The 21,598-nt window shown below is 43.0% G+C and carries 15 protein-coding genes; 10 read left to right on the top strand and 5 right to left on the bottom strand.

Annotated features, from left to right (window positions below; all coding sequences use genetic code 11):
- The first annotated feature begins 220 nt into the window (after positions 1–220).
- From LCY76_RS19370 to ltaS, 3 genes are all read left to right on the top strand, one after another.
- Entirely contained in the window at positions 221–892 is a 672-nt protein-coding gene (locus tag LCY76_RS19370) for a response regulator transcription factor (RefSeq protein ID WP_053356916.1), read from the top strand.
- Positions 882–2,243 (top strand): sensor histidine kinase, encoded by a 1,362-nt coding sequence (locus tag LCY76_RS19365; protein WP_248253983.1) that lies wholly within the window; start codon positions 882–884, stop codon positions 2,241–2,243. Before LCY76_RS19370 ends, LCY76_RS19365 begins: the two co-directional genes overlap by 11 nt.
- 182 nt (positions 2,244–2,425) lie before the next feature.
- Positions 2,426–4,438, top strand: a complete 2,013-nt coding sequence (ltaS, locus tag LCY76_RS19360; RefSeq protein WP_248253982.1) for a lipoteichoic acid synthase — start codon at positions 2,426–2,428, stop codon at positions 4,436–4,438.
- Between the two features lie 98 nt (positions 4,439–4,536).
- Here ltaS and LCY76_RS19355 read toward each other — a convergent pair whose 3' ends face one another.
- The 3 genes from LCY76_RS19355 to LCY76_RS19345 form a co-directional block, all read right to left on the bottom strand.
- Positions 4,537–5,790 (bottom strand): CDP-glycerol glycerophosphotransferase family protein, encoded by a 1,254-nt coding sequence (locus LCY76_RS19355; protein ID WP_248253981.1) that lies wholly within the window; start codon positions 5,788–5,790, stop codon positions 4,537–4,539.
- Positions 5,791–5,945: 155 nt separating this feature from the next.
- Entirely contained in the window at positions 5,946–6,977 is a 1,032-nt protein-coding gene (locus tag LCY76_RS19350; RefSeq protein ID WP_248253980.1) for an acyltransferase family protein, read from the bottom strand.
- A 201-nt stretch (positions 6,978–7,178) separates the two neighbouring features.
- Complete coding sequence (locus tag LCY76_RS19345) at positions 7,179–8,057, bottom strand: AraC family transcriptional regulator (protein ID WP_248253979.1); 879 nt, start codon at positions 8,055–8,057, stop codon at positions 7,179–7,181.
- Between the two features lie 197 nt (positions 8,058–8,254).
- On the opposite strand from LCY76_RS19345, the gene LCY76_RS19340 reads away from it, so the two are divergent.
- Together LCY76_RS19340 and LCY76_RS19335 are read left to right on the top strand one after the other, a co-directional pair.
- Positions 8,255–9,172 (top strand): alpha/beta fold hydrolase, encoded by a 918-nt coding sequence (locus tag LCY76_RS19340; protein ID WP_336606267.1) that lies wholly within the window; start codon positions 8,255–8,257, stop codon positions 9,170–9,172.
- 79 nt (positions 9,173–9,251) lie between these two features.
- Positions 9,252–9,917: a DUF975 family protein gene (locus tag LCY76_RS19335; protein ID WP_248253978.1), complete on the top strand. Its 666-nt coding sequence runs from the start codon at positions 9,252–9,254 to the stop codon at positions 9,915–9,917.
- Positions 9,918–9,977: 60 nt separating this feature from the next.
- Here LCY76_RS19335 and LCY76_RS19330 read toward each other — a convergent pair whose 3' ends face one another.
- Together LCY76_RS19330 and LCY76_RS19325 are read right to left on the bottom strand one after the other, a co-directional pair.
- Positions 9,978–10,274, bottom strand: coding sequence for a hypothetical protein (locus LCY76_RS19330; protein ID WP_248253977.1), 297 nt, complete (start codon positions 10,272–10,274; stop codon positions 9,978–9,980).
- Between the two features lie 140 nt (positions 10,275–10,414).
- A complete protein-coding gene (locus LCY76_RS19325) occupies positions 10,415–11,056 on the bottom strand; it encodes a LysE family translocator (protein WP_248253976.1) in 642 nt (213 codons plus the stop codon).
- A gap of 287 nt (positions 11,057–11,343) precedes the next feature.
- Between LCY76_RS19325 and LCY76_RS19320 the strand changes: the two genes are divergently transcribed.
- From LCY76_RS19320 to LCY76_RS19300, 5 genes are all read left to right on the top strand, one after another.
- A complete protein-coding gene (locus LCY76_RS19320) occupies positions 11,344–12,939 on the top strand; it encodes a S8 family peptidase (RefSeq protein WP_248253975.1) in 1,596 nt (531 codons plus the stop codon).
- 160 nt (positions 12,940–13,099) lie between these two features.
- Positions 13,100–14,809, top strand: a complete 1,710-nt coding sequence (locus tag LCY76_RS19315; protein ID WP_248253974.1) for an N-acetylmuramoyl-L-alanine amidase family protein — start codon at positions 13,100–13,102, stop codon at positions 14,807–14,809.
- A gap of 197 nt (positions 14,810–15,006) precedes the next feature.
- Positions 15,007–15,582 carry a transposase gene (locus tag LCY76_RS19310; RefSeq protein WP_248253973.1) on the top strand — a complete coding sequence of 192 codons (576 nt, stop codon included), beginning with the start codon at positions 15,007–15,009 and terminating at the stop codon, positions 15,580–15,582.
- Between the two features lie 187 nt (positions 15,583–15,769).
- Positions 15,770–17,656, top strand: a complete 1,887-nt coding sequence (locus LCY76_RS19305; RefSeq protein ID WP_248253972.1) for a S8 family serine peptidase — start codon at positions 15,770–15,772, stop codon at positions 17,654–17,656.
- 273 nt (positions 17,657–17,929) lie between these two features.
- Entirely contained in the window at positions 17,930–21,460 is a 3,531-nt protein-coding gene (locus tag LCY76_RS19300) for a S8 family serine peptidase (protein WP_248253971.1), read from the top strand.
- Positions 21,461–21,598 lie beyond the last annotated feature (138 nt).

Raw genomic sequence — 21,598 nt, 5'->3', positions numbered from 1 at the left:
TGAATAGGAACAAACGTTCGTTTTATAACTCTCATTATTCCTCAGAATCTCTCCTATGTAAAGTGATTTTTGAAAAAATCCCCACCTTCATTTTCTAACAGCCATACATAAGAATTAGGAAATTGTGTGAAATCAGCAGGAATTTCAATCCTCTTTGCAGTAATTGTGCTATCATCAATTGTTGAAGTCAGTGATCAAGCTGAAGGGAGCCTGCTTTTACATGAACATTCTGGTAGCGGAAGACGATTTGCATCTTGGAAAGTTGATTGTCCATATGCTGAAAAAAAATCAACATCATGTAGAGTGGGTATCAAATGGAGAAGATGCCTATGAGACCGCGATAGCATCTGATTTTGACATTGTGATTCTGGATTGGATGATGCCGGGGCAAACAGGTTTGGAAGTTTGCCGGCGATTACGGTCTGGTGGCTATTCCCAAGCCATTCTGATGCTGACAGCAAAAGATTCAGTTCAGGACAGGATTCATGGACTGGATGCAGGAGCCGACGACTACCTTGTCAAACCCTTTGAAATTGACGAACTTCTTGCCAGGCTTCGGGCTCTATCACGTAGGAACTTTGCTCCTATTGTTGAAGAAAAGGTCGTACTTTATGATATTGTGTTGAATCGTACCAGTTATATAGTAAATTCAGCTAAGCGTGAGATACAGCTGACCCCAAGGGAATTTCAGCTGTTTGATCTTCTTGTTCGCAATAAAGGCCAAGTACTGCCGAGGGAAACCATCCTTGACCGGATCTGGGGTTTCGATGCAGATGTCTCAGCAAAGACAGTGGATGCCACTGTTAAATTGCTTCGGAAAAAACTTGGAAAGCTCACCAAAAAGGAAATTATTGAAAGTGTGCGCGGGGTGGGGTATCGCCTTGAAAACTAGCCTCTTTTCCCGCTGGAATCTTTTGAAAAACTTGAATCTGATCAGCCGTACACAGTGGCGGCTGACGATGATTTATACAGGCATTCTGATGCTGTTCTTAATTCTTTTTATGGTCATCGTTTATTTCTTGCTATACGGAGTGATTGTCAGCAGCCAGGAGGATCAGCTGAAGAAGCTCGTGGACCAGGAAGTAAGTGTGATCAAAGAAAAAATGATAAAAGGCAAAAAGCCTTCCATACAAAACTTTGTTATGCTTTCTGACGAACAGTTCTTCTATTACGTCGTCGATGCCAAAGGAAAGCTATTAACGGGTGATGAACTCTACCATCATCTCCGTCCGAAGCTGTATAAGAAACTAGAGGGCTGGAATCCAAATCCAAAAGAGATCCGGTATGAAAACTTAAATGTCTCTTATTTTGTTCCGTGGCAAGAGGATTTGAATAAAAGAAATATCGATCTCATGATGGCTGGACGCAAAATTTATAAAGGAAATCAATTCATTGGCATTTTATATGTTGGGAAAAGCATATCTAATAGGGTGGAGCTATTTGATTGGCTATTGAACATTTTTGCCATACTGCTTTTCGTCTTTTCCTTTGTTTCTTTTTTTATCAGCTATTTCATGTCGAAGCGAGCTATGTCACCTATTATCAGATCGTATATGAAGCAGCGTGAATTTGCCGCCGATGCCTCACATGAGCTGCGAACCCCGCTGAGTGTCATATTATCTTCTATTAATGCGCTGGAGATGGAAAAACAAGTGCAGGAAGATGAATTTTCACACTCTGTTCTATCTAATATGAAATATGAAGTAAAGCGGATGATTAAACTTGTAGGAGATTTGCTCACACTGGCCCGTTCTGATGCAGAAAACACAGAAGTAAGAAAAGAAGTGTTTGATTTTCATCAGCTGGCTGAAAAAGCGGTTCATTCTCTTGAAACAATTGCGGATGAGAAACGTATAACAATTAGGCTGAGTACGCCTGCCCAGCTTTTTGTGTATGGAAACCGTGAACGTTTGGATCAGCTTCTTTATATTCTGCTGGAGAATGCCATCAAGTATTCTCCTGAAAATACTGAGGTTAACCTTGAACTTTCGCTGAAAAAAGAAGAAAAAAATAAATTGCTGGTTATTTTAGTTGAAGATCAGGGTATAGGGATAAAGCCTGAAGAACGCGAACGGATATTTGAGCGGTTTTACCGGACGGATAAATCCCGGTCAAAACAGCTTGGAGGCCACGGTTTGGGGCTTGCGATTGCAAAATGGATTGTGGATTCCCACGGCGGCTGGATCCAGGTTGCGGGCAAGTCCGGAAAAGGAAGCGTTTTTACAATCAAAATACCGCAATAATAAACGAAAACCATGGCTAGAGCTCGTAATTTTAAGGAAAAATAAACAAAAATAAAATTAAATCTTAGCTTTTCATCATATTTTCACTTTTGCTATTTATAATAAAATAGACTAAAATTTACAGGTGCGAATAAAAGTGATTAGACAATAATGTTATAGAGGTACTAGAAGAGGTGAAAGAATTGAAAGGTCTTTTAAAAGCTGGCCAAAATGTTGTCCAAAAGCATCTTGGTTTTTTCATTTTAGCTGTTGTTCTTTTTTGGCTAAAAACGTATACAGGCTATCTTGTTGAATTTAATCTTGGTATAGAAAATGCAATGCAGAAGTTTTTGCTGCTGATCAACCCGATCAGTTCAGCCATATTCTTTTTTGGATTGGCACTATTTGCAAAAGGTAAAAGAGCGTATATCTGGACCATTGTCCTTAACTTTTTCCTTTCCTTTGTTTTATATGCAAATATCGTGTATTACCGATTCTTTAATGATTTCATTACGATGCCGACCCTGACTCAAACGAAAAACTTTGGAGATCTTGGAGGAAGCATCTGGGAACTGCTTAAGCCTTATGACCCGCTATATTTCATTGATACCATCATTCTAACTGTTCTCGTAGCTGCAAAATTCATCAAGCCCGAGCCGGTTCGCATGGCTCGTAAGAAAGTGCAGCTTGTGCTGGTTTCAGCGATTGCCTTGCTTGTCATTAACATCGGCTTGGCGGAAACAGATCGTCCGCAGCTATTAACGCGTACATTTGACCGCAACTACTTGGTGAAATACCTGGGCACATACAACTATGTGATATATGATGCTATTCAAAGCATGCGTATTTCCGCGCAAAAGGCATCTGCAGATTCAAGTGATATGGGTGACGTCCTTAACTACAAAGACGCGAACTATGCAAAGCCTAACCCTGCTTACTTTGGCAAGGCAAAAGGCATGAATGTGATTTACATTCATTTAGAATCTTTCCAGAACTTTATGATCAACTACAAACTGAATGGTGAAGAAGTTACACCTTATTTAAACTCGTTCACAAAAGATAAGAATACGTTATACTTTGATAACTTTTTCCACCAAACAGGACAGGGTAAAACATCCGATGCAGAATTCATGCTGGAAAATTCCATTTATGGACTTCCGCAAGGTTCAGTATTTACCACGAACGGAAATAACACATTCCAAGCCGCACCTGCTATTTTAGGACAAAAAGGTTACACTTCCGCAGTATTCCACGGAAATTACAAAACGTTCTGGAACCGGGATGAGACCTACAAATCATTTGGCTATGACAAGTTCTTTGATGCGAGCCATTACCAAATGAAAGATGAAGATGTTGTAAACTACGGACTAAAAGATAAACCATTCTTTGAAGAGTCTCTTCCAATGTTGAAAACATTGAAAGAACCTTTCTATACGAAATTTATTACATTGTCCAACCACTTCCCGTATCCGATTGATGACGCGGAAGCAAGCATCGGGCCAGATGATACGGGTGACGGATCAGTTGACCGTTACTTCCAGACAGCTCGTTACCTCGATGAATCGGTTAAGAGCTTCATGGATCAATTAAAAGCTTCTGGGCTGTATGACCGATCTGTGATCGTCATGTACGGAGACCATTATGGTATTTCCGAAAACCATAACGATGCCATGGCTAAAGTATTGAACAAAGAAGCAATCACTCCTTATGACAATGCCCAGCTGCAGCGTGTTCCGTTCATGGTTCACGTACCTGGCATGAAAGGCGGAGTGAAGCATGAGTATGGTGGACAGATTGACGTTCTGCCTACGCTTCTTCACTTGCTTGGCGTTGATACAAAAGAGTATGTTCAATTCGGAACAGATTTGCTGTCCAAAGATCATCAACAGGTTGTTCCATTCCGTAACGGAAGCTTTGTCAGTCCAAAGGTTACCGCCATCAATGGAAAGTACTTTGATGCCAAAACTGGGGAACCGGTTAAAAAGAATAAAGAAATTCAGAAAGAACAGGAATTTGCTGAAAATTCTCTTCAACTTTCTGACAAAGTTGTTTATGGAGATCTGCTTCGCTTCTATACTCCACGTGATTTTAAACCAGTGGATCGCTCGAAGTACGATTACAATTACCGTGATGAAGATAAAAATAAAGCAAAAACTGAAGATCAGACTAAACAGGAAGAAGCACCTGCTGCTGATCAAAAGCAAGAACAGAACTAAACAAGTAAAGCATTGCCTGGAAACAGGCAGTGCTTTTTTTATTAAATAGAAAAAGCACCCTTCACTTCACATAGGGTGCTTTGCTGATTTTTACATTTTTATCTGGATAGCAGGTAATCAATGACTCGGTCTGAGGAATTGCCGTCATGTATGACGCAGAATGTTTTATAAAAATCCTTATATTCAGGAGAGTTGTCTTTTAAGACTTTAGGCAGTGTTTGCAGCAATTCTTCTTCAGTGTAGCAAATCTCTCCTGCTCGCTGCTCACTTAATTCAAAATAAGCTCCTCGTACTGAGCCGACATATTGGTCGTAATCAGGGACATAATAAATAACGGGTTTAAGGCTGCAGTACCAGTCAAACACGATCGATGAGTAATCTGTAATGAGAACGTCAGCTGCGCACATTAGTTCAATGGCATCGTCCCAGCCACTGACGTCAATTACACGGCCAGCGAGACTCGTTAATTTATCATCAGAGCTGCTCATATGGTGAGAACGGATAAGCAAGATAGCGTCTTCAGGAGCATGCTCTATAAATTTAAATGGATCTAGCATTAAATTGAATTCAAACATGGAGTTCCCAAGATGTTTCCCGTCCCGCCATGTTGGTGCATAAAGGTAGATGGGAGCATTGTCATTTTGCACTCCGAGTTTTGCTCTTATTTTTTCTCTGACGTTTGAGTATCTTCTTTTATCATAGAAAATATCATTAGAAGGATAACCGTATTCAACGATTTCTCCTTCGTATCTAAAAGCAGATTGGAATATCTCTGTAGAATAATGATTAGGAGATAATAAGGCATCCCATTTGGTTGATTTCACATAGAACTCAGGCGTCGACCGTTTTTCTAATGGACGTGATGAAATGTCCCAGTGCAGTCTTTTGAACGGTGTGCCATGCCATGTTTGAAAGTAGAAGGTCTCAGGCCGGTGGTACCAAAGCGGAAATGTTGTGTTATTAATGATAAACCGTGATCGGGCAAGAAAGTTATAGTATTCAGCGGATGCTCTATCAACAATGATTGGATCTCCGGGAATCTTTTCGTTGCCGGCATAGCACCATACATATGTATAATTAGGGTAACGTTCGATCATGCGTTCATAAATGTACCTTGGATTTCCGGTATACTGTTTGCCTAAGTTACTTTCAAAGAAAAACATGTGCTGATCAACTTTATTGGACTCTGCGGCTTTTTTGTATTGCCAAGGTATTCCGAATCCGCGTGACTGCGCAATTAAATTAAAGACTTCCGGATATTTAGGGAATACATCCTTCTTTAAGTCATCTTGAGAAATAGTCGAAAAATAGTCCAAAACAAATGGGCTTAAATCCAAAGAATCAGTTTTCATTTCTCCACCTCCAGTGGCATTTGAAAAACATTTTTATCCATTGTTATCTTTTACCTATTATACAGTAAGCCTAAACATCCGCCAACGATGTGTTCGAGGGATGAATGGCCGTAAAAAACAGATGTCTTGGAGGGGACATCTGTTTTTGGGAGAAGCTATGCTGTTTTGATCAGTTTCGGAGATATCGTTTTTATTTTACGGTTAGTATTGCCTACCACATAAGATCCAAACGGTAGTAAGGATATTACTTTAATGATCGCCATTGAAATTAAAAGCGTAATAAAGAAGAGCGAAAACACTTGCAGGTGGGTTTGGTCGAACCATTGAGCCGTATAGGGTGCAAGATAGCGCTGAACCTGCCAGTGGATGAGATAAATGCCAAAAGAGTAATTGCTGATCAAGTTCACGATTTTAATATTCGGCAGCAATTGGCCCCAAGCCAGAACGAGGAGACTAATCGAAACAGTTAATGGAAACAGATCTAATCGCTTCGACCCGACGCTGACATAACCTGATTTGTAAAAAATCAAGACAATAGCGAGACTCAGAACTACCCCAAAGAGCGTGTGGTATCGGAATTCTTGCAGCTTGGCAGCGATCGCTTTGTAATTTTTTCCGATCGCATAAGCAATGGTAAAATACGCAAACCATGCCGTAAACGGAATTTTTAAATACGATAAATTCTCTTTGATCCAAGGATGCTGGCCTTCCATCACTTTAAAATGAAGGCTCATCACAAGAATGCTGATAGGGATCAGCCAGTTCATCTTGATGTTGTATTTCGTGACAAAATAATGCAGGATATAAAATTGAAAAATAATCAGAACGAAGTATCCTTCGTAATTTCCTAATAGATTGTTTTTAATCATTACAGCGATATCGATATTCGGGTTGAGATGATAGCTAACCAGTGCATCGATCACGGCAAAGGCGAGAAACGGAGCAAGAATCCACTTCACACGCTTTTTCCAAAAGTTTTTCGGAAGCTGATCGGGATAGCGGTTCGCAAGGATGATCTCAGACAGGATGACAAACGTCGGTGTGGCATAACATAGAGCGATACGCAGCAGGCTGTAAACCCCGGACGCAGGATAACCTCCGACAGAGACAGCTGTCAGCGATGTACTGTGCAGAAATACAATGCTTAAACAGGCTAGGGTGCGTAACAGGTTCCATTCTTTAATCAAGGGTATTTTCCCCCTTTCCGGAAAAATGTGACGTTCCAAAGCAATTCATGAACACCATAACAATGAAGAAGGAAAGAGAGCAACAGAATTCGACATTCTTAATAATTATTTATAGAAACTTTATAAAATATTTAAAAAGAAACGTACTGAAAAAGACGGCATTTCCTTGATGGTTAAGGAGATTGCCGTCTTTTTTTCATGTTATTTTATAGGGACCAGAATGTCCATCTGTTTGGATTCAGGGCTTATGCTTCGATCATCGTACAGCTCGATCTCAACTCCGCCGGCATGTTCGTAGCCGGAAGAAGGGAACCATTCTTTAAAAATGTACTGCCATGTCGCCTGAATGCTGTCGGAAAACTCGTTTTCTGCTACTTTCGGGGTCGTGAATACGGCATACTTGGTTTCAGGGAACGTCCTGGCCACAAGACCTTCGGGAACGTTATTGGAATCCGTAACTTCAGAGCAGATCAGGTAACTGAACGAGCCGTTTTCCTGGTTAAAATCTGTGCAGATGCCGAGCTCCACGGAAGGGTCCTTCTTGTTGGGGATAGCCTCTCTCATCTTATTGTTTTGTAAATAGGTCTGCCAAAAGACAGGGATTTCCTTTAGATTTTTACCATCTTCAGAAGTGGTCTTGAGCTCATAACCGATGACGTTAAATTCAGGCTTCATATAAATTTTCGGCTGCATAAATGGTCCTCCTACGATAGGTTTTTTGATGAGGGCGGCTTTTTCAGGAAGCGTAAAGGTGTACAGCTTCTCTTTTCGGAACAGTGTGGGTGTCACCGCGAATAGCTTTTTGAAAGCCCGGTTAAAGGATTCGTGGGAAGAAAACCCGCAGCTGAAGGCAATGTCCACAATCTTAAGCTCTGAATGGACAAGCAGGTCCGCTGCGTGCGCAAGTCTTCTTTTCCGGATGTAATCCATCACCGGATGGCCGACCAACATCAAAAAGACGCGGTGAAAGTGAAAAGGCGAGAAGCAGGCAATCCTGGCAAGATCCGGAAGCGTCAAGGGTTCTTCCAAGTTCTCCTCAATATAATCGATCGTATTCTGAATGCTGTTGAAGTAATCCATACGTCCGCCTCCCTCATGACTCTATCTTAATGTGCAGCAGATAGTAATTCTTAACCTTTTTTGCTGTGTTTCGGAGTTTTGTTATTTTGGGTGCCAGGCACCCGCGTTTTGACATATGTGTAATCGTGGTGCCTGGCACCACATTCTTATTCGGCAAATGGGTGAATGAAGCCTTCTTTTCAGGAAGTAATGTTAAAATGAGGATAAGAATAGAAGGCAAAATTGGGTGCCAGGCACCACGTGATGGCACCGTCAATGAAAGGGCGATGTACATGTTTTGCGATCTTGGAGATATTCAGGTTCATTATGAGGTACATGGGGAAGGGAAGCCTATCATCATGATTCATGGTTTCTCGCCGGATTACCGGTTGATGGAAGGCTGCATGGAGCCGGTTTTTAAAGACCGAAGCGGGTTTCAGCGAATCTATTTGGATCTGCCGGGAATGGGCCGGACCAAAGGGGAGTATTGGCTGACCGGGACGGATGATATGCTGGATGTTGTGTTGCGTTTTATTGAAACAGTAATACCCGGACAATCTTTTTTACTTGCTGGTGAATCCTATGGAGGCTATCTGGCGAGAGGCGTCATGACGAAAATGGGGGATAGGGTAGAAGGCTTGCTCACGATTTGTTCACCGATCTACGCAGAACGTGAAAAAAGAGAGCTGCCGGAGCATACGGTCATTAAAACAGATGAGCAGCTAATCGCATCCCTTCCGTTGGAAGAAGCCAGGGAGTTTGCGTCTATAGCAGTTGTACAGGATGAATATGTACTGAAACGAACGAGGGAAGAAATCATACCAGGTGTGATGCTGGCAGATCCTGTTTTTCTGGAGAAAATAAAACAGAATTACGCTTTTTCCTTTTCTATCGACTTGCCGCAGCCCTTTGAGAAGCCTGTGCTGTTTTTTACTGGCAGGCAGGATGCTGTTGTCGGCTTCAAAGATCATTGGGCCATCCTGGATCAATTTCCTCGTGCATCTTTTGCTGTATTGGACCGGGCGGGGCACAACCTGCAGATTGAACAGCCCGCAGTCTTCAATGCTTTAGTTGCCGACTGGCTGGACCGATCCGAAGAAGCCCTTCACCTAAAAAAAGAGCATACTGCAAAATGACATGTGATATAATGGCTTTTTCCAAAGAATAACTATTTTGCAAAAAGAATTGAAACAAAAAAGGTAAGGTGAAAGAGGCATGAGTATTGGAGAAATAAAGAAGGAAGCACGGGTTGCCCTGGAAAACAAATGGGGCTTTGGGGTTCTATTGACAATCCTTTTGGGATTCTTTACGTTTTTTCTTCCTAACCTGATTGATTTTTTTGTATTGGGAGGAAAGGACGAATTTAATGGAGCTGAACGAAGCCTATCAGCATATATTTTTTCTTGGATTATTAACGGTATTGTTTACCCAATCACGATTGGCTTTAGCTGGGTCTTTCTGAGCCTTATAAGGCGGGAGCCTCAAGAAGTGAAGAACATGTTTCAGCCTTTCTTGGACATCGGTACGTTCTTAAAGATTATTGGAACAACGATCCTGGTATGGATTTTCACAGTTCTTTGGACCCTGCTATTGATTGTTCCGGGTATTATCAAAGGGCTTGCTTATTCGCAAACATTCTATGTCTTGAAAGACAACCCGGGGATTTCGATTACGGGTGCCATTACCGAAAGCCGCAGATTAATGGACGGCTACAAGTGGAAGTACTTCCTTCTTCAGCTTAGTTTTATCGGCTGGGTGATCCTGGCGGTAGTTACACTGTTTATCGGGTTTCTTTGGCTGACGCCTTATATGTCCGCGTCTTCAGCTGAATTTTACAATGAAATCCGCCAGGCTAAAAACAAAGATTCTTTAGAGGCTTAAAATAAGAAAGGCATCTGTGCAACGAAGCACGGATGCCTTTTTTTGTGATGAAATGGAGCCTTACTCTCTCAATAATAAAAATTCCCCTGTCTCGAGGTGGCTTCCGTAATGCTCCGCTTCTTTATGATCTACTCCTAGAAAGACGAGTCTCTCTTTTCCTGAGAGATTCTGTGAGAAGGATGAGTTGTCGGATTGGTCCAAAAAATGCTGTATGATCTGCTCGTTATCTTCTTTTTCTTCAATGGTCTCATAAGGCCCAACGACTAAAAATGTGCTGTTTTCGTTTTTCGGTTTCAATTGATTCCGTTCTTCCACTGCTTCTTGTTCTGTCTTATAAACACCAACTACCTTAAACATTTTTCTTCCCCTCCCTTACAAGTGTAAAATATTTAAATAATGAAAATAACTTTCCAATCAATACCCGTAATACTTCAATTTGTAACATTATGTCACAAAAAAACCCTCTTGCAGCTTCAAGAGGATCGGTGAGGCGTTGTTTAGTTCTGCTTTTCTAAAGCGAGCTTCATGCCGAAGCCGATGAGTACCACACCCGTTACTCCCTGCATGACACGCTGAGTCGCCGGCTTTTTCATAAAGACACTGATCTGGTTAATCAAATAGATGTAAAAGAAAAACCAGGCCGCTGTCAGAAGTGTGTAGGTGAGACCCATGATGGAAAATTGCACAAAGGCGTTGCTGCCGCGTTCAAGAAATTGCGGGAGAAACGTTAAGAAGAAAAGTGCGACCTTTGGGTTTAGAAGATTTGTAAGGAATCCCTGTCTGAAACAAGATGAGGACTTTCGGATTCCGGGTGTTTGAACTGCAGATTCTGCTGAATAGGCTGTTTCAATATTCCGGTCCTTTAAAGACCAGAGCGACTTTATTCCGATGTAGATCAGATAGACCGCCCCGGCATACTTGAAAATAGAAAAAAGCATTGCCGATTTTACAATGATGGCAGACAGGCCTACGACAGCTGCCATGGTGTGAATGAGCAAGGCGCCGCATGTTCCAAGCATGGTTTTAAAACCGCCAGTCTTTCCTAGAGATAACGTGTTTCTCGTGTCAATGGCTGTATCAGGGCCTGGAAGAATAATCAGGCAAACCGCCATGACCACAAAAAGAAGAAAATGCTCCATCGTTTTCTGCCGCCTTCCCCTGTTAAATTTTATTCCAATGTACCATACCCTAATATCTGGTGCCAGGCACCCCAATTACACAAGTGTGTAATCGCGGTGCCTGGCACCATTATTTGTAATATATTGTATAATTGTAATTAATAGTAAATTATCAGGTTCTAAGTGTTCAGTCGCGCAGGTGTTTTTAGAGTTCAGGTATGATGATTTACCTATATTTTCTAAATCATGGAGGCTGATACCCGATATAAAAATGGTAACACAGAAAAAGGATGATGAGGGGCAGCAGTGTGAAAAAGTATAGTCGTTTTATGGCAGGAGTTGCGTTGTGCAGTATTTTATTAAGTTCTTTTAGTACGTCAGCTTCAGCGGATGATGAGAACTGGCAGCGAAGAAAGAAGTCTTTTCAACCGAGCAGCAAGATCCATTTAATGAGTAATCATTCTAATGATCATGTAAAAAACAGGCAGGCCATCGTGAAGACCACGCTGTCGAATGAGGAACTTGTAAAGGGGTTCGGTGTTACGATCGCGGACTCTTCTTCTATTTTAGGAAATGAGAATCTTAAGGTGGTTCGAATTCCGAAAAAGCTAAATTATGAAGGAACTCTAAGAAAAATAAAGCGGTCAGCTCACATAGAATCAGCCGAGCCAGATTATATGGTCAAGAAAATGTCGAACGATCCTTATTATTCTTATCAGTGGTCGCTTCCCAAAATGAAAGTTCCAAACGCATGGCTTGGACTATCACCAAAGGCGAGGATAAAGGTGGCTGTTATCGACTCAGGTGTTGACTACACTCATCCGGATTTAGAAGGAAGAGTGTTATCTGGCTACGATACATACGATGAAGACAGCGATCCCATGGATAATGACGGCCATGGAACAGCTGTTGCAGGTGTCATTGCGGCTACTGTAAACAATGGTATAGGCATGGCTGGAATCAATCCGTATGCTGATATACTTCCAGTCCGTGTAGGGGATGAAGAAGGAATGTCAACGAGTGATTGCGTCGAGGGAATCTATTATGCCATTTCACAAAAAGCTGATGTGATCAACATGAGCTATGGCGGAAGTGAGTATGAGGACATTGAATATGATGCTATCCGTTCTGCTTATGAAAAAGGAATTGTGCTTGTTGCGGCATCAGGAAATGAAGATGATTCTGTAGGTTATCCTGCAGCCTATCCAGAGGTTCTAAGTGTAGGGGCGTCCACTCCCAACGACGGTATCGCTGATTTTTCCAATTACGGAGAATTATTGGACATCGTAGCTCCAGGAACAGATGTTTTAACAGCGGCAATCGATGGTGAGTATGACTATTTTGATGGTACATCTTTTTCCGCACCGATTGTCAGCGGCCTTGCTTCGCTTCTTCTTGCTGAAGAACCTTCTTTATATCCTGATGATGTGGAGTATCTGCTTGAGAGCTCTGCCTATTTGCCTGCCAAATATAAAGGAAAATGGAATCAATATTATGGATATGGCCGGGCGGTTGCTCTCAAACCGTTCTATACGAAGCTTCCCAGTTTAAAGAATGATGTGGGTGATCGGCGCTCAAAAGCGAAAAAAGTGACTGTTGGCAAGCTATATAGCGATAAGTTCGATACCCCGAGCGATGTCGATTGGTTTACATTCAAAGTTTCCAAGAAAACCAATGTCAGAGTCGATGTCAGCGGGGTAGCCGGCATTAACAGTACGGTATGGATTGATAAATACAGCAACGGCAAGGTCATCAATGAAAAACCCCATGATGCCCGAGGATTAAACGGAAAAGAGTCGTTCACGTCTTCATTGACTGCCGGTACGTATTATCTCACTGTTTACGACAACAACTACCATTGGGCTAAAGACCCTTATTCCATAAAAGTAACGGCAGTGAAATAAATAGGTGCCAGGCACCGCGATTACACATATGTCAAAACGCGGTGCCTGGCACCTGAATTTTTAGTAGAAATTTGGTGGATTTTTCCGTCGATTTGCCGATAGAAATAGTAGAAAAAGATTAGTAGAAAAGATAGAAAGTGAGAAAGGGGGCTTACAGCTTTTGAGAAAGATTACTTCACTGGCTCTCATCCTGGCATTTATTTTATCTCTTTTTACCACACATGCAGACGCTGCAGCGAGCCAAACAAAAGCAAAAGTTACAGCATCGATTCTAAATGTCAGATCGAAGCCTAGTACCAGCAGCAGTATTATCGATAAACTGAAAAAGGATGCAGCCGTTACGATTAAGGCAGAGTCTAACGGATGGTCTCAGGTGAATTTGAAAAAGGGGACAGGCTGGGTATCATCCAAATATCTGAAAAAAATCAGCGTATCCGCATCCTCTGCAACAAAAACAGGGTATGTCACGGCTTCCTCTCTCAATCTGAGGGAAAAAGCCACGACCTCCAGCAAATCCATTTTGCTATTGAAAAAAGGAAACAAGGTTACCATCTTAAAAACGTCGGGTTCCTGGTATTATATTCAGGCATCCGGAAGCAAGAAAGGCTATGTGTCCAAGAGCTACATCTCTACGAAAGCTCCTGCGCCTTCTTCAGCACCAAAAGCAAAAACAGTGTATGGCTATGTGAACGCTTCTTCTTTTTTAACGCTCAGAGAGAAGGCATCAACGACAAGCAAATCTCTGATGCAGTTAAAGAGAGGAACAAAGATTACCATCCTGAAAACATCAGGTTCCTGGCACAATGCAAAGGCTCCCAATGGAAAAACAGGCTGGGTTCTTAAAAACTATATAGCCAGCAAGGCCCCTGCCCCTGCACCGGTTAAAACGGTTTATGCCTATGTTAATACTGGCTCTCTGAACCTAAGAGAGAAGGCAACAACCTCAAGCAAGTCGTTGATGACCTTGAAAAAAGGCCAGCAGGTAAAGGTTTTGGACCCGGGAAGCACATGGAGCTATATCCAGGCTTCAAACGGCACAAAAGGATGGGTGTCTAAAAAATACTTATCAGCGACTGCTCCGGTAACCGTACAGCCTTCTGTTAAAAAAGGATACGTCACGACGAATGATTTAAATGTAAGAGAAAACGCGGGTACATCTTTTAAGGTCGTAGCTAAGCTGAATACCGGAGCCGAAGTGCAAGTGTACTCAAGCAAAGGAGACTGGCTGAACATCAAAACATCCAGCGGAATAAAAGGCTGGGTACATAAAGCCTACATCACCTTTACCAAAATTAATGACAATAGCCTTTCTCTCCCTTCAAGTTTCCCCAATCTAAGAGGGAAGAAAATCATGATTGACCCAGGGCACGGCGGCTATGACGTAGGAGCTGTTGGTGCAGGATACGGCACATATGAAAAAAATGTAACGTTATCTACCGCGCTTATTTTAGCTCAGAAGCTGAAAGCGGCAGGAGCCAAGGTCTATATGACACGCTCCACCGATACAGCCATCGCGTTAACTTCACGCCCGCAATTAAGCAATAGTTATTTGGTCGATGCGTTTGTAAGCATTCACTATAATTCAGGGCCTTCTGCCGGAACAGGAATTGAAACGTTCTATCAGCCCGGTTCTGCATACAGCGGACTGGCTTCCCTTGTACAGCAGAGCGTTGTGAAATATACAGGATTTAAGAGCCGTGGAATTGCCGGGAAAAACCTTCAAGTTCTGCGTACCAACAAGCGTCCATGTGTGCTTGTCGAGCTAGGGTTCTTATCCAATAAAAGTGAAGAGCAGATCGTCCGAACATCCGCTCATCAGCAAAAAGCAGCCGCCGGCATCGCCGAAGGACTGAACAGCTACTTTAGATAACTATATTAATGGTGCTATTCATGGTGCCTGGCACCGCCTTTACACACTTGTGTATTCGCGGTGCCAGGCACCATATATTTTTTTCTTGCCTTAGGCAGGGAAGTGAGACAGGCTGTAGAACATAATATTTTACCTCTTCGTTTTGCATCAATCTCTTCCCATCATTTAATCCCCCAATTCCTGAAAGGAGCCCCGTAATGCCGCGCAAACAACGAACCTGGTTTCCGGGCGCGATCTACCACATTACCTGCAGAGGAAACCGTAAAACACCTATTTTTCATGAACGTGAAGATTACCTCTATTACTTATATTTGCTGAGAAAGACAAACAGGCGCCATCCTGTTAACCTTCATGCTTATTGCCTCATGTCCAACCACACCCATCTCCTTCTGGAAACAACCGTAAGCCCCCCTGGTGAAGCTATGGGATACCTGAATACACAATATGCAAAATACATTAATCGAAAATACGATCAGGTGGGACATGTGTTTCAGGGCCGTTATGGCGCTTCTCTCATTGATTCCATGATGTATTTAATTGATGTCAGCCGGTACATTCATCAAAACCCTGTAGCGGCTATGATGGTATGCAATGCAGAAGATTACGAGTGGACGAGTTACAGGCACTATATCTCCATGGGAATAGACCAAGGAGTAAAAGTGAAAACCGATTACATCCTCTCTCAATTCCCATCCCCTAAGCAGGACAATTATAAGAGTTTCATAGAAGGAGCAGAATATGGCGAGATTGTGAGAAGGACTCCAGTGCTGTAACTTTTAATGATTTGAGTTTGGTGCCATGAGTTTGGTGCCAGGCACCGGCTTTTGACACTTGTGTAATCGCGGTGCCTGGCATCGCACACCACAAAATTTCCAATATTTTTAAGATATTTCATTTTACTAGAAAAGAAAAATGATATAATAAAGCTTGCATAAAATTAGACAAAAGATGGGGAAGAGAATGAATACATTTAAACGAACGATGTCCATTTTAACCGCTGGATTGGTAGGTACAGGCCTATTAGGAACAGCTGTCCATGCGCAAGGAACAGAGCTTGCGAAAAGAAACCTATTCTTTAGCACACAAACGATTGAACAGCCGTCCGAATCCATAGATCTGGCTAACGTTAATAAAAGAGAAATTATTGTAAAAACGAAAGAAGGAAACGCGTTTGCACCTTCTTCATACGGCCTGGAAACCACCTCTGCACCTTCTATCCTGAAAGAAGAAGGCATCAGTGTTTACCAGGTTCCAAACGACAAAAACTATGAAAAAACACTGTCACAGATCAAAACTGATCGGGCTGTGGAATATGCTGAACCGAACTACCTTTCAAAAAGAACAGCTGAGACGGTAAAGCCAAACGATAAACTGTATGACCAGCAGTGGGCATTAAAAAAGATCAACTGGGCAAAAGATCTAGTGAATCCGCCAGCAGGACAGAAACCGGTCATCGTTGCGGTTTTGGACACGGGAGTTAATGCTGATCATCCCGACCTAAAAGGGAAGGTGCTCAAGGGCAAAGATTTTGTGAACAACCTTAAAACATCCAATGATACGGTCGGCCACGGGACAGAGGTCTCCGGAATCATAGCCGCAGCGACTGACAACAAGATCGGCATCAGCGGTTTAAATAACCATGTTCAGATTCTTCCTGTACGGGTTGGCGGGAAAGTAAGCATTCCGAATTCAAGTGCGATCGCCGGTCTTCATTACGCCATTGATCATGGTGCGAGAGTCATCAATATGAGCTTTGGATCAGCCGAACCGAGCCAGGCAGAATATGATGCCATCATGGAAGCAGTCCATAAAGGAATTATTCTGGTAGCGGCTTCAGGTAACGAGAATCCAGTGTACGGTGTGAACTATCCGGCTGCCTATCCGCAGGTCATCAGTGTCGGTGCGACGAGATACAATGATGTTATCGCTCCGTTCTCGAGCAGAGGGCCTGAACTCGATGTCGTTGCTCCAGGTACAAACATCATGACAACCTTAATGAACGGAAAATACGGCTCGCGGGATGTGTCCGGGACATCATTCTCCACGCCGATGGTTTCAGGACTGGCCTCTCTTTTACTAACGAAAAATCCAGCGCTGACACCTCAGCAAGTCGAATATATGATTGAAAAATCAGCATTCAAGCCTGATCGTGAGGGCTATAAAAACGCTGCCGGCCTGACTGACTTTTATGGATACGGAAGAATTGATGCAGCCAAAGCTTTAGAGACGAAATTTCCTTCTCTTGCTGGAGATACAACGGATATTCCGGCAAAAGCCAAGTGGATGAGCAAGGGAACGGTTTATAAGGATAGGTTTGATGTTCCGTTTGATGGGGACATGTACCGTTTTAAATTGACGAAAGAATACAATGTGAAGATTGAAGTATCAGCCACAGCAGGCATGGATCCGGTCGTTGCCGTAGACAGAATCTCAGCTGACGGAAAGCTGACGTATGAAAAAATTGCTGATAAAAGCGGTGTGGGCAAAGCAGAAACATGGTATGCCAAACTGAAACCGGGCATTAATTATGTGACCATTTATGAAGCGAACAACCACTGGTCAGCCAAGCCTTACAGTGTTAAGTTCACTACCTTCGAAGCTGTTGCTCCGGCTGCTCCCAAGGTAAACAAAGTCGACAGTAACGATAAATACGTTACCGGAAAAGCAGAAAAGAAATCAAAAATAGAAGTTAAAAAAGGGAAGACTGTTATCGGAAAAGCGGCGGCGAGCTCTTCAGGTGCCTACAAAGCTCCGATCAAAGCCCAAAAACGCGGAACGGTTCTTTATGTTACTGCGACTGATGCAGCAGGCAACAAAAGCAAATCTACTAAAATTACTGTAAAGTAACGAAATCCAATCATCAGCTTAAAAGCTCTCCGGTTAGTATCCGGAGAGCTTTTTGTATGTGGTGCAATTGATTGGGTGCCAGGCACCGCAATTACACACTTGTGTAACGACGGTGCCTGGCACCGTTTTAACCATTTTTTGTAAAAAATAGAGGAGTTTAGTAAATGCCGTCGAATCGTAAGGTATGCTCTATGCAAAAGTGGGGTGGGAAAAGAAGAAACATGCAGCACGACATCGTTTTACTTTTTTTATGCTGAATTTGGAGGATAGCACATGAAAAATTGGAAAAAGCAGATTGCGGCTGTAGGTCTGTCTGCCAGCATGCTGGCCAGCGGATATTCTGCCGTTCACGCGGAAGTCAAAGTCCCGTCAGTTTCAAAGAAATCGCTGGCGATGACTGAACTTGAAAACGTCACAAAAGGAAGCACAGCAAAAAGCAACAAGCCTTTATTCAGTGACGATACGCTCGTCATCAAGTACACAAAACCGCTGACGTCCACAGATCACAAGAACGCGGGAGCGACAGTGATCCGGTCGTACAGCCAATATAAATACACAGTCGTTCGAGTCAACAACAAGAAAAAATTTGAGCAAGTAATGAAAATCTATCAAAAATTGGGGAAGGTAGCGTCTGTTTCACCAAGCATTCTTTCTAAAACGCTCTCTGCGCCAGACCCGAAAACGGGCAAGCAATATCATCTGTCACTTTTACAGATCGCGAAAGCCCAGGAGCTTGCCGGCAAACATGCGGTTAAGGTTGCGGTGATCGACCAGGGAGTGGACAGAAACCATCCAGAGTTAAAAGGACAGGTCATTTCCAGCTATAACGCGAACGATCCGATGAACCAGGCGATGCCTGATTTCCACGGCACGCATGTCAGCGGGATTATTGCTGCTAAAAAAGGCAATGGGGTTGGCGGATATGGTGTGAATCCTAATGCTAAAATCATGTCTTATGACGTCTTTGACCGCGGTATGGGTGCGAGCGATTATACGATTGCCGATGCCATTTTAAAAGCGGTTCATGACGGTGCAAAAGTGATCAACATGAGCCTTGGCAGCTCTGCTCCTTCTCCGTTAATTGAAGATGCGGTGAAAACAGCCATCAAAGCGAACGTTACGGTTGTGGCTGCAGCAGGCAATAATGCTACAGATGCGGCGTTCTACCCATCCGCTTTTGAAGGCGTCATTAGTGTAGGTTCTACAAACGCAAAAAACAAGCTGTCCTGGTATTCCAACTATGGGCCATCTGTTGACATAGTAGCACCAGGGGAGGCTATTTATGCGCCGCTTTATGATTATGAAAAGAAATCAACGTTTGAGAAAATGAGCGGAACGAGCATGGCCTCTCCGGTTGTTGCGGGTACAGCTTCACTGCTGCTTTCCAAGTATCCTTCGCTCAAACCGGCACAGGTCGAATATGTACTTGAACATACAGCAAAAGACCTTGGTTCCAAGGGCTATGATACAAAGTACGCGCACGGACTTGTCCAGCCTGTCTCTGCCCTTAAGTTTAATGTCAAAAACATTCCTGCATCGGTTAAGCCGCTCCAAACGGAAAAAGAAATTAAAGACGCAGCGACTGAGATTTTCCCGGTAAACAATAAAGACCTTGTAAAAGAAGGAAAAATCACGAAGGCCAATGAAGAAAAATGGGTCAAGTTTTACGTGAACAAAGGGGAGTACATTCAGACTTCTCTAAAAGGATCAAAAAACTATGACCTGAAGCTGAAGCTTAACCTTTACGGAACGGACAGCACGACCATGCTTGACGTTAATAAGCTTCAGGCTAACGGAACGGAAGGCAAACTGTTCCAAGTCCCTTTCAGCGGCTATATGACGATCGGAGTGAAGGACGTCAACGGAAACTTTGATGATTCCAAGGCTGCTGCATCTCGATATACGCTTAAAATCAAACGTCTTCAAGAGCTTCCGGTTGATAAAAATACGATGGATAAGCCTGCTAACATCAGTACGTTCCCGTATCACGCAAAAGGAACCTTTACTGGTGAAAACGAGGATGAAGACTTCTATTCATTCAAAGTGGACAAGCCTCAGCTCGTTAAAGTGAAAACGACGGGAGTTCCTGGCGTCAACAGCACACTGAAGGTTTACGCGGAGGAGCAGGTCACGGATGAAAATCCTGGTGATGCAGAAGCGGTAAGCCAAGTGGCGGGTGACGAGGACACAGGTGAGGAAATGGACGGACCTGAACCAATGTTCTATCAAAACGCCAACGGCTATGGTGAAGGCGAGACGATGGTCTTTGAAGCGGTTCCGAACGTTGACTACTTGATCAGCACGACGAATAAGTCTGAGATCGTTGACGGTCTATTTGACTTCTTCATGGACTTCGATATGATCGATGAAGAGTCTCCGGAACCTTCTGCGATTTCCTACAGCCTTGATGTCGAAAGCAAGGTCACTCCTCCAGATGAGGACGGACTTCCTTTTGAAGAGGACTCACCAGAAGGAAAACTGGAAAACAAGGAAATTACGGTTAAAGATTATGCAGCTTTGAAACAAATAGAGCGCAAGAGAGCCCACGAACAGGATGTAGAGATCATCATCATCATCAGTAATCAAGAAAATGATATTGATCCGCAGGATATCGTGGACAACGCCAACCCTTATGTTCTTGGGTCAAAGGAAACAGGAGTTCTACAAAAGCAGATGGATGAAGACTGGTTCTCCTTCTCTCCAAAACAGGACGGCATCTATGATTTCAATCTTGGAAAAGGCCAAAAGCCGGCGATTCAAATTTATCAGCTGGAGAAGTATAAAGATGAAGACGATGAATGGCAGCTGGACCTTGGAAGAGTTGGAGACAACTACAGCAATGACTGGTTCGATGGAACATTGGAAGACCATGCGATTGCTGGTCTGAAAAAAGGCAAAAAATATTTTGTCAGAATCGCCAATAATAAAATGAACGGATCTACACTCTATGATCCGTATGAGTTCAGCTCCAAGCTATTGGCGTCCAATCCTGATGACGCCAACGAGCCGAATGATATGATGGACCATTTCAAGGACCTTAAAAATAACAAAGCAACCGGCATGTTCTCAATGCCTGGAGACATGGACGCTTTCTATATGAAAGCCAAAGAGACGGGCATCTCTAATGTTTCTTTGACTAAAGGAGCAGTTACGAAAGAGTTGAAAGCAAAGTATCCTAGTGAACTGCTGAACGATTATTATGGTCTTGTTCTTGTGGGAGAAGACACGAACGGCAACCGCAGGGTAGATGAGTCAGAGCTAGGCAAGCTGAAGGAAGTGTATAAGGGAATTGAAGGATCTGAAACAAGAGGTTCCTTCACAACGAAAAAAGGCAAAGGCTACTTTATCGTAGGAATCGGATTCTTCGATTATAAACCTGAGCTGTCATTTATCCCGTACACATTAAAAGTTGAGTCTGTGAATCGCAAGGATGAAGATGCAAAATCAGTCGTCAAAGGAAACAAACCATCCAAGCCGCTCAGCCTTAAAAAAGTCAGCAGCAAATCGTACAGCGGCACAGGCTATTTCAATATGATCAAGAATAAAACTGATGCAGACTGGTACAAATGGTCCCTCACCAAAAAAGCAAACGTGAAACTTACCCTCGAAACGTCTGCAGATATTGACGGCGTGATCACCGTTTACAAGAACGGCAAGCAAGTAGCAAAGAGCAACTACTATGGAAATGGAGACTCCGAAGTGCTGTACACAACACTCGGCAAAGGCACGTACCACATTCAAGTAAAAGACCGTTACGGCAACGCCTCTGTCCATTCCTACAAGCTTAAAGCTGAGATTCGATAAATGATTTTTTGATTGGTTGATTATTGATTGGTGCCAGGCACCGTGATTACACAAGAGTGTAAAAAATCGAAAAAACGGTGCCTGGCACCACCAAAAAAAAGCAAAGGCTGGACACTCGTGTGTCCATCCTTTGCTTTT

The sequence above is a fragment of the Fictibacillus marinisediminis genome (assembly GCF_023149135.1).
GTDB classification, from domain to species: domain Bacteria; phylum Bacillota; class Bacilli; order Bacillales; family Fictibacillaceae; genus Fictibacillus_C; species Fictibacillus_C marinisediminis.
This window is presented reverse-complemented; position numbering and strand designations above follow the sequence as displayed.

What these genes read in the sequence shown, in the direction of transcription:
- LCY76_RS19355 (WP_248253981.1), bottom strand. Translation starts at nt 5,790, where the DNA reads ATGAAAACTGATTCTTTGGATTTAAGCCCATTTGTTTTGGACTATTTT.
- LCY76_RS19305 (WP_248253972.1), top strand. Translation starts at nt 15,770, where the DNA reads ATGAATACATTTAAACGAACGATGTCCATTTTAACCGCTGGATTGGTA.
- LCY76_RS19325 (WP_248253976.1), bottom strand. Translation starts at nt 11,056, where the DNA reads ATGGAGCATTTTCTTCTTTTTGTGGTCATGGCGGTTTGCCTGATTATT.
- LCY76_RS19330 (WP_248253977.1), bottom strand. Translation starts at nt 10,274, where the DNA reads ATGTTTAAGGTAGTTGGTGTTTATAAGACAGAACAAGAAGCAGTGGAA.
- LCY76_RS19370 (WP_053356916.1), top strand. Translation starts at nt 221, where the DNA reads ATGAACATTCTGGTAGCGGAAGACGATTTGCATCTTGGAAAGTTGATT.
- LCY76_RS19345 (WP_248253979.1), bottom strand. Translation starts at nt 8,057, where the DNA reads ATGGATTACTTCAACAGCATTCAGAATACGATCGATTATATTGAGGAG.
- LCY76_RS19310 (WP_248253973.1), top strand. Translation starts at nt 15,007, where the DNA reads ATGCCGCGCAAACAACGAACCTGGTTTCCGGGCGCGATCTACCACATT.
- LCY76_RS19300 (WP_248253971.1), top strand. Translation starts at nt 17,930, where the DNA reads ATGAAAAATTGGAAAAAGCAGATTGCGGCTGTAGGTCTGTCTGCCAGC.
- LCY76_RS19340 (WP_336606267.1), top strand. Translation starts at nt 8,255, where the DNA reads ATGAGGATAAGAATAGAAGGCAAAATTGGGTGCCAGGCACCACGTGAT.
- LCY76_RS19335 (WP_248253978.1), top strand. Translation starts at nt 9,252, where the DNA reads ATGAGTATTGGAGAAATAAAGAAGGAAGCACGGGTTGCCCTGGAAAAC.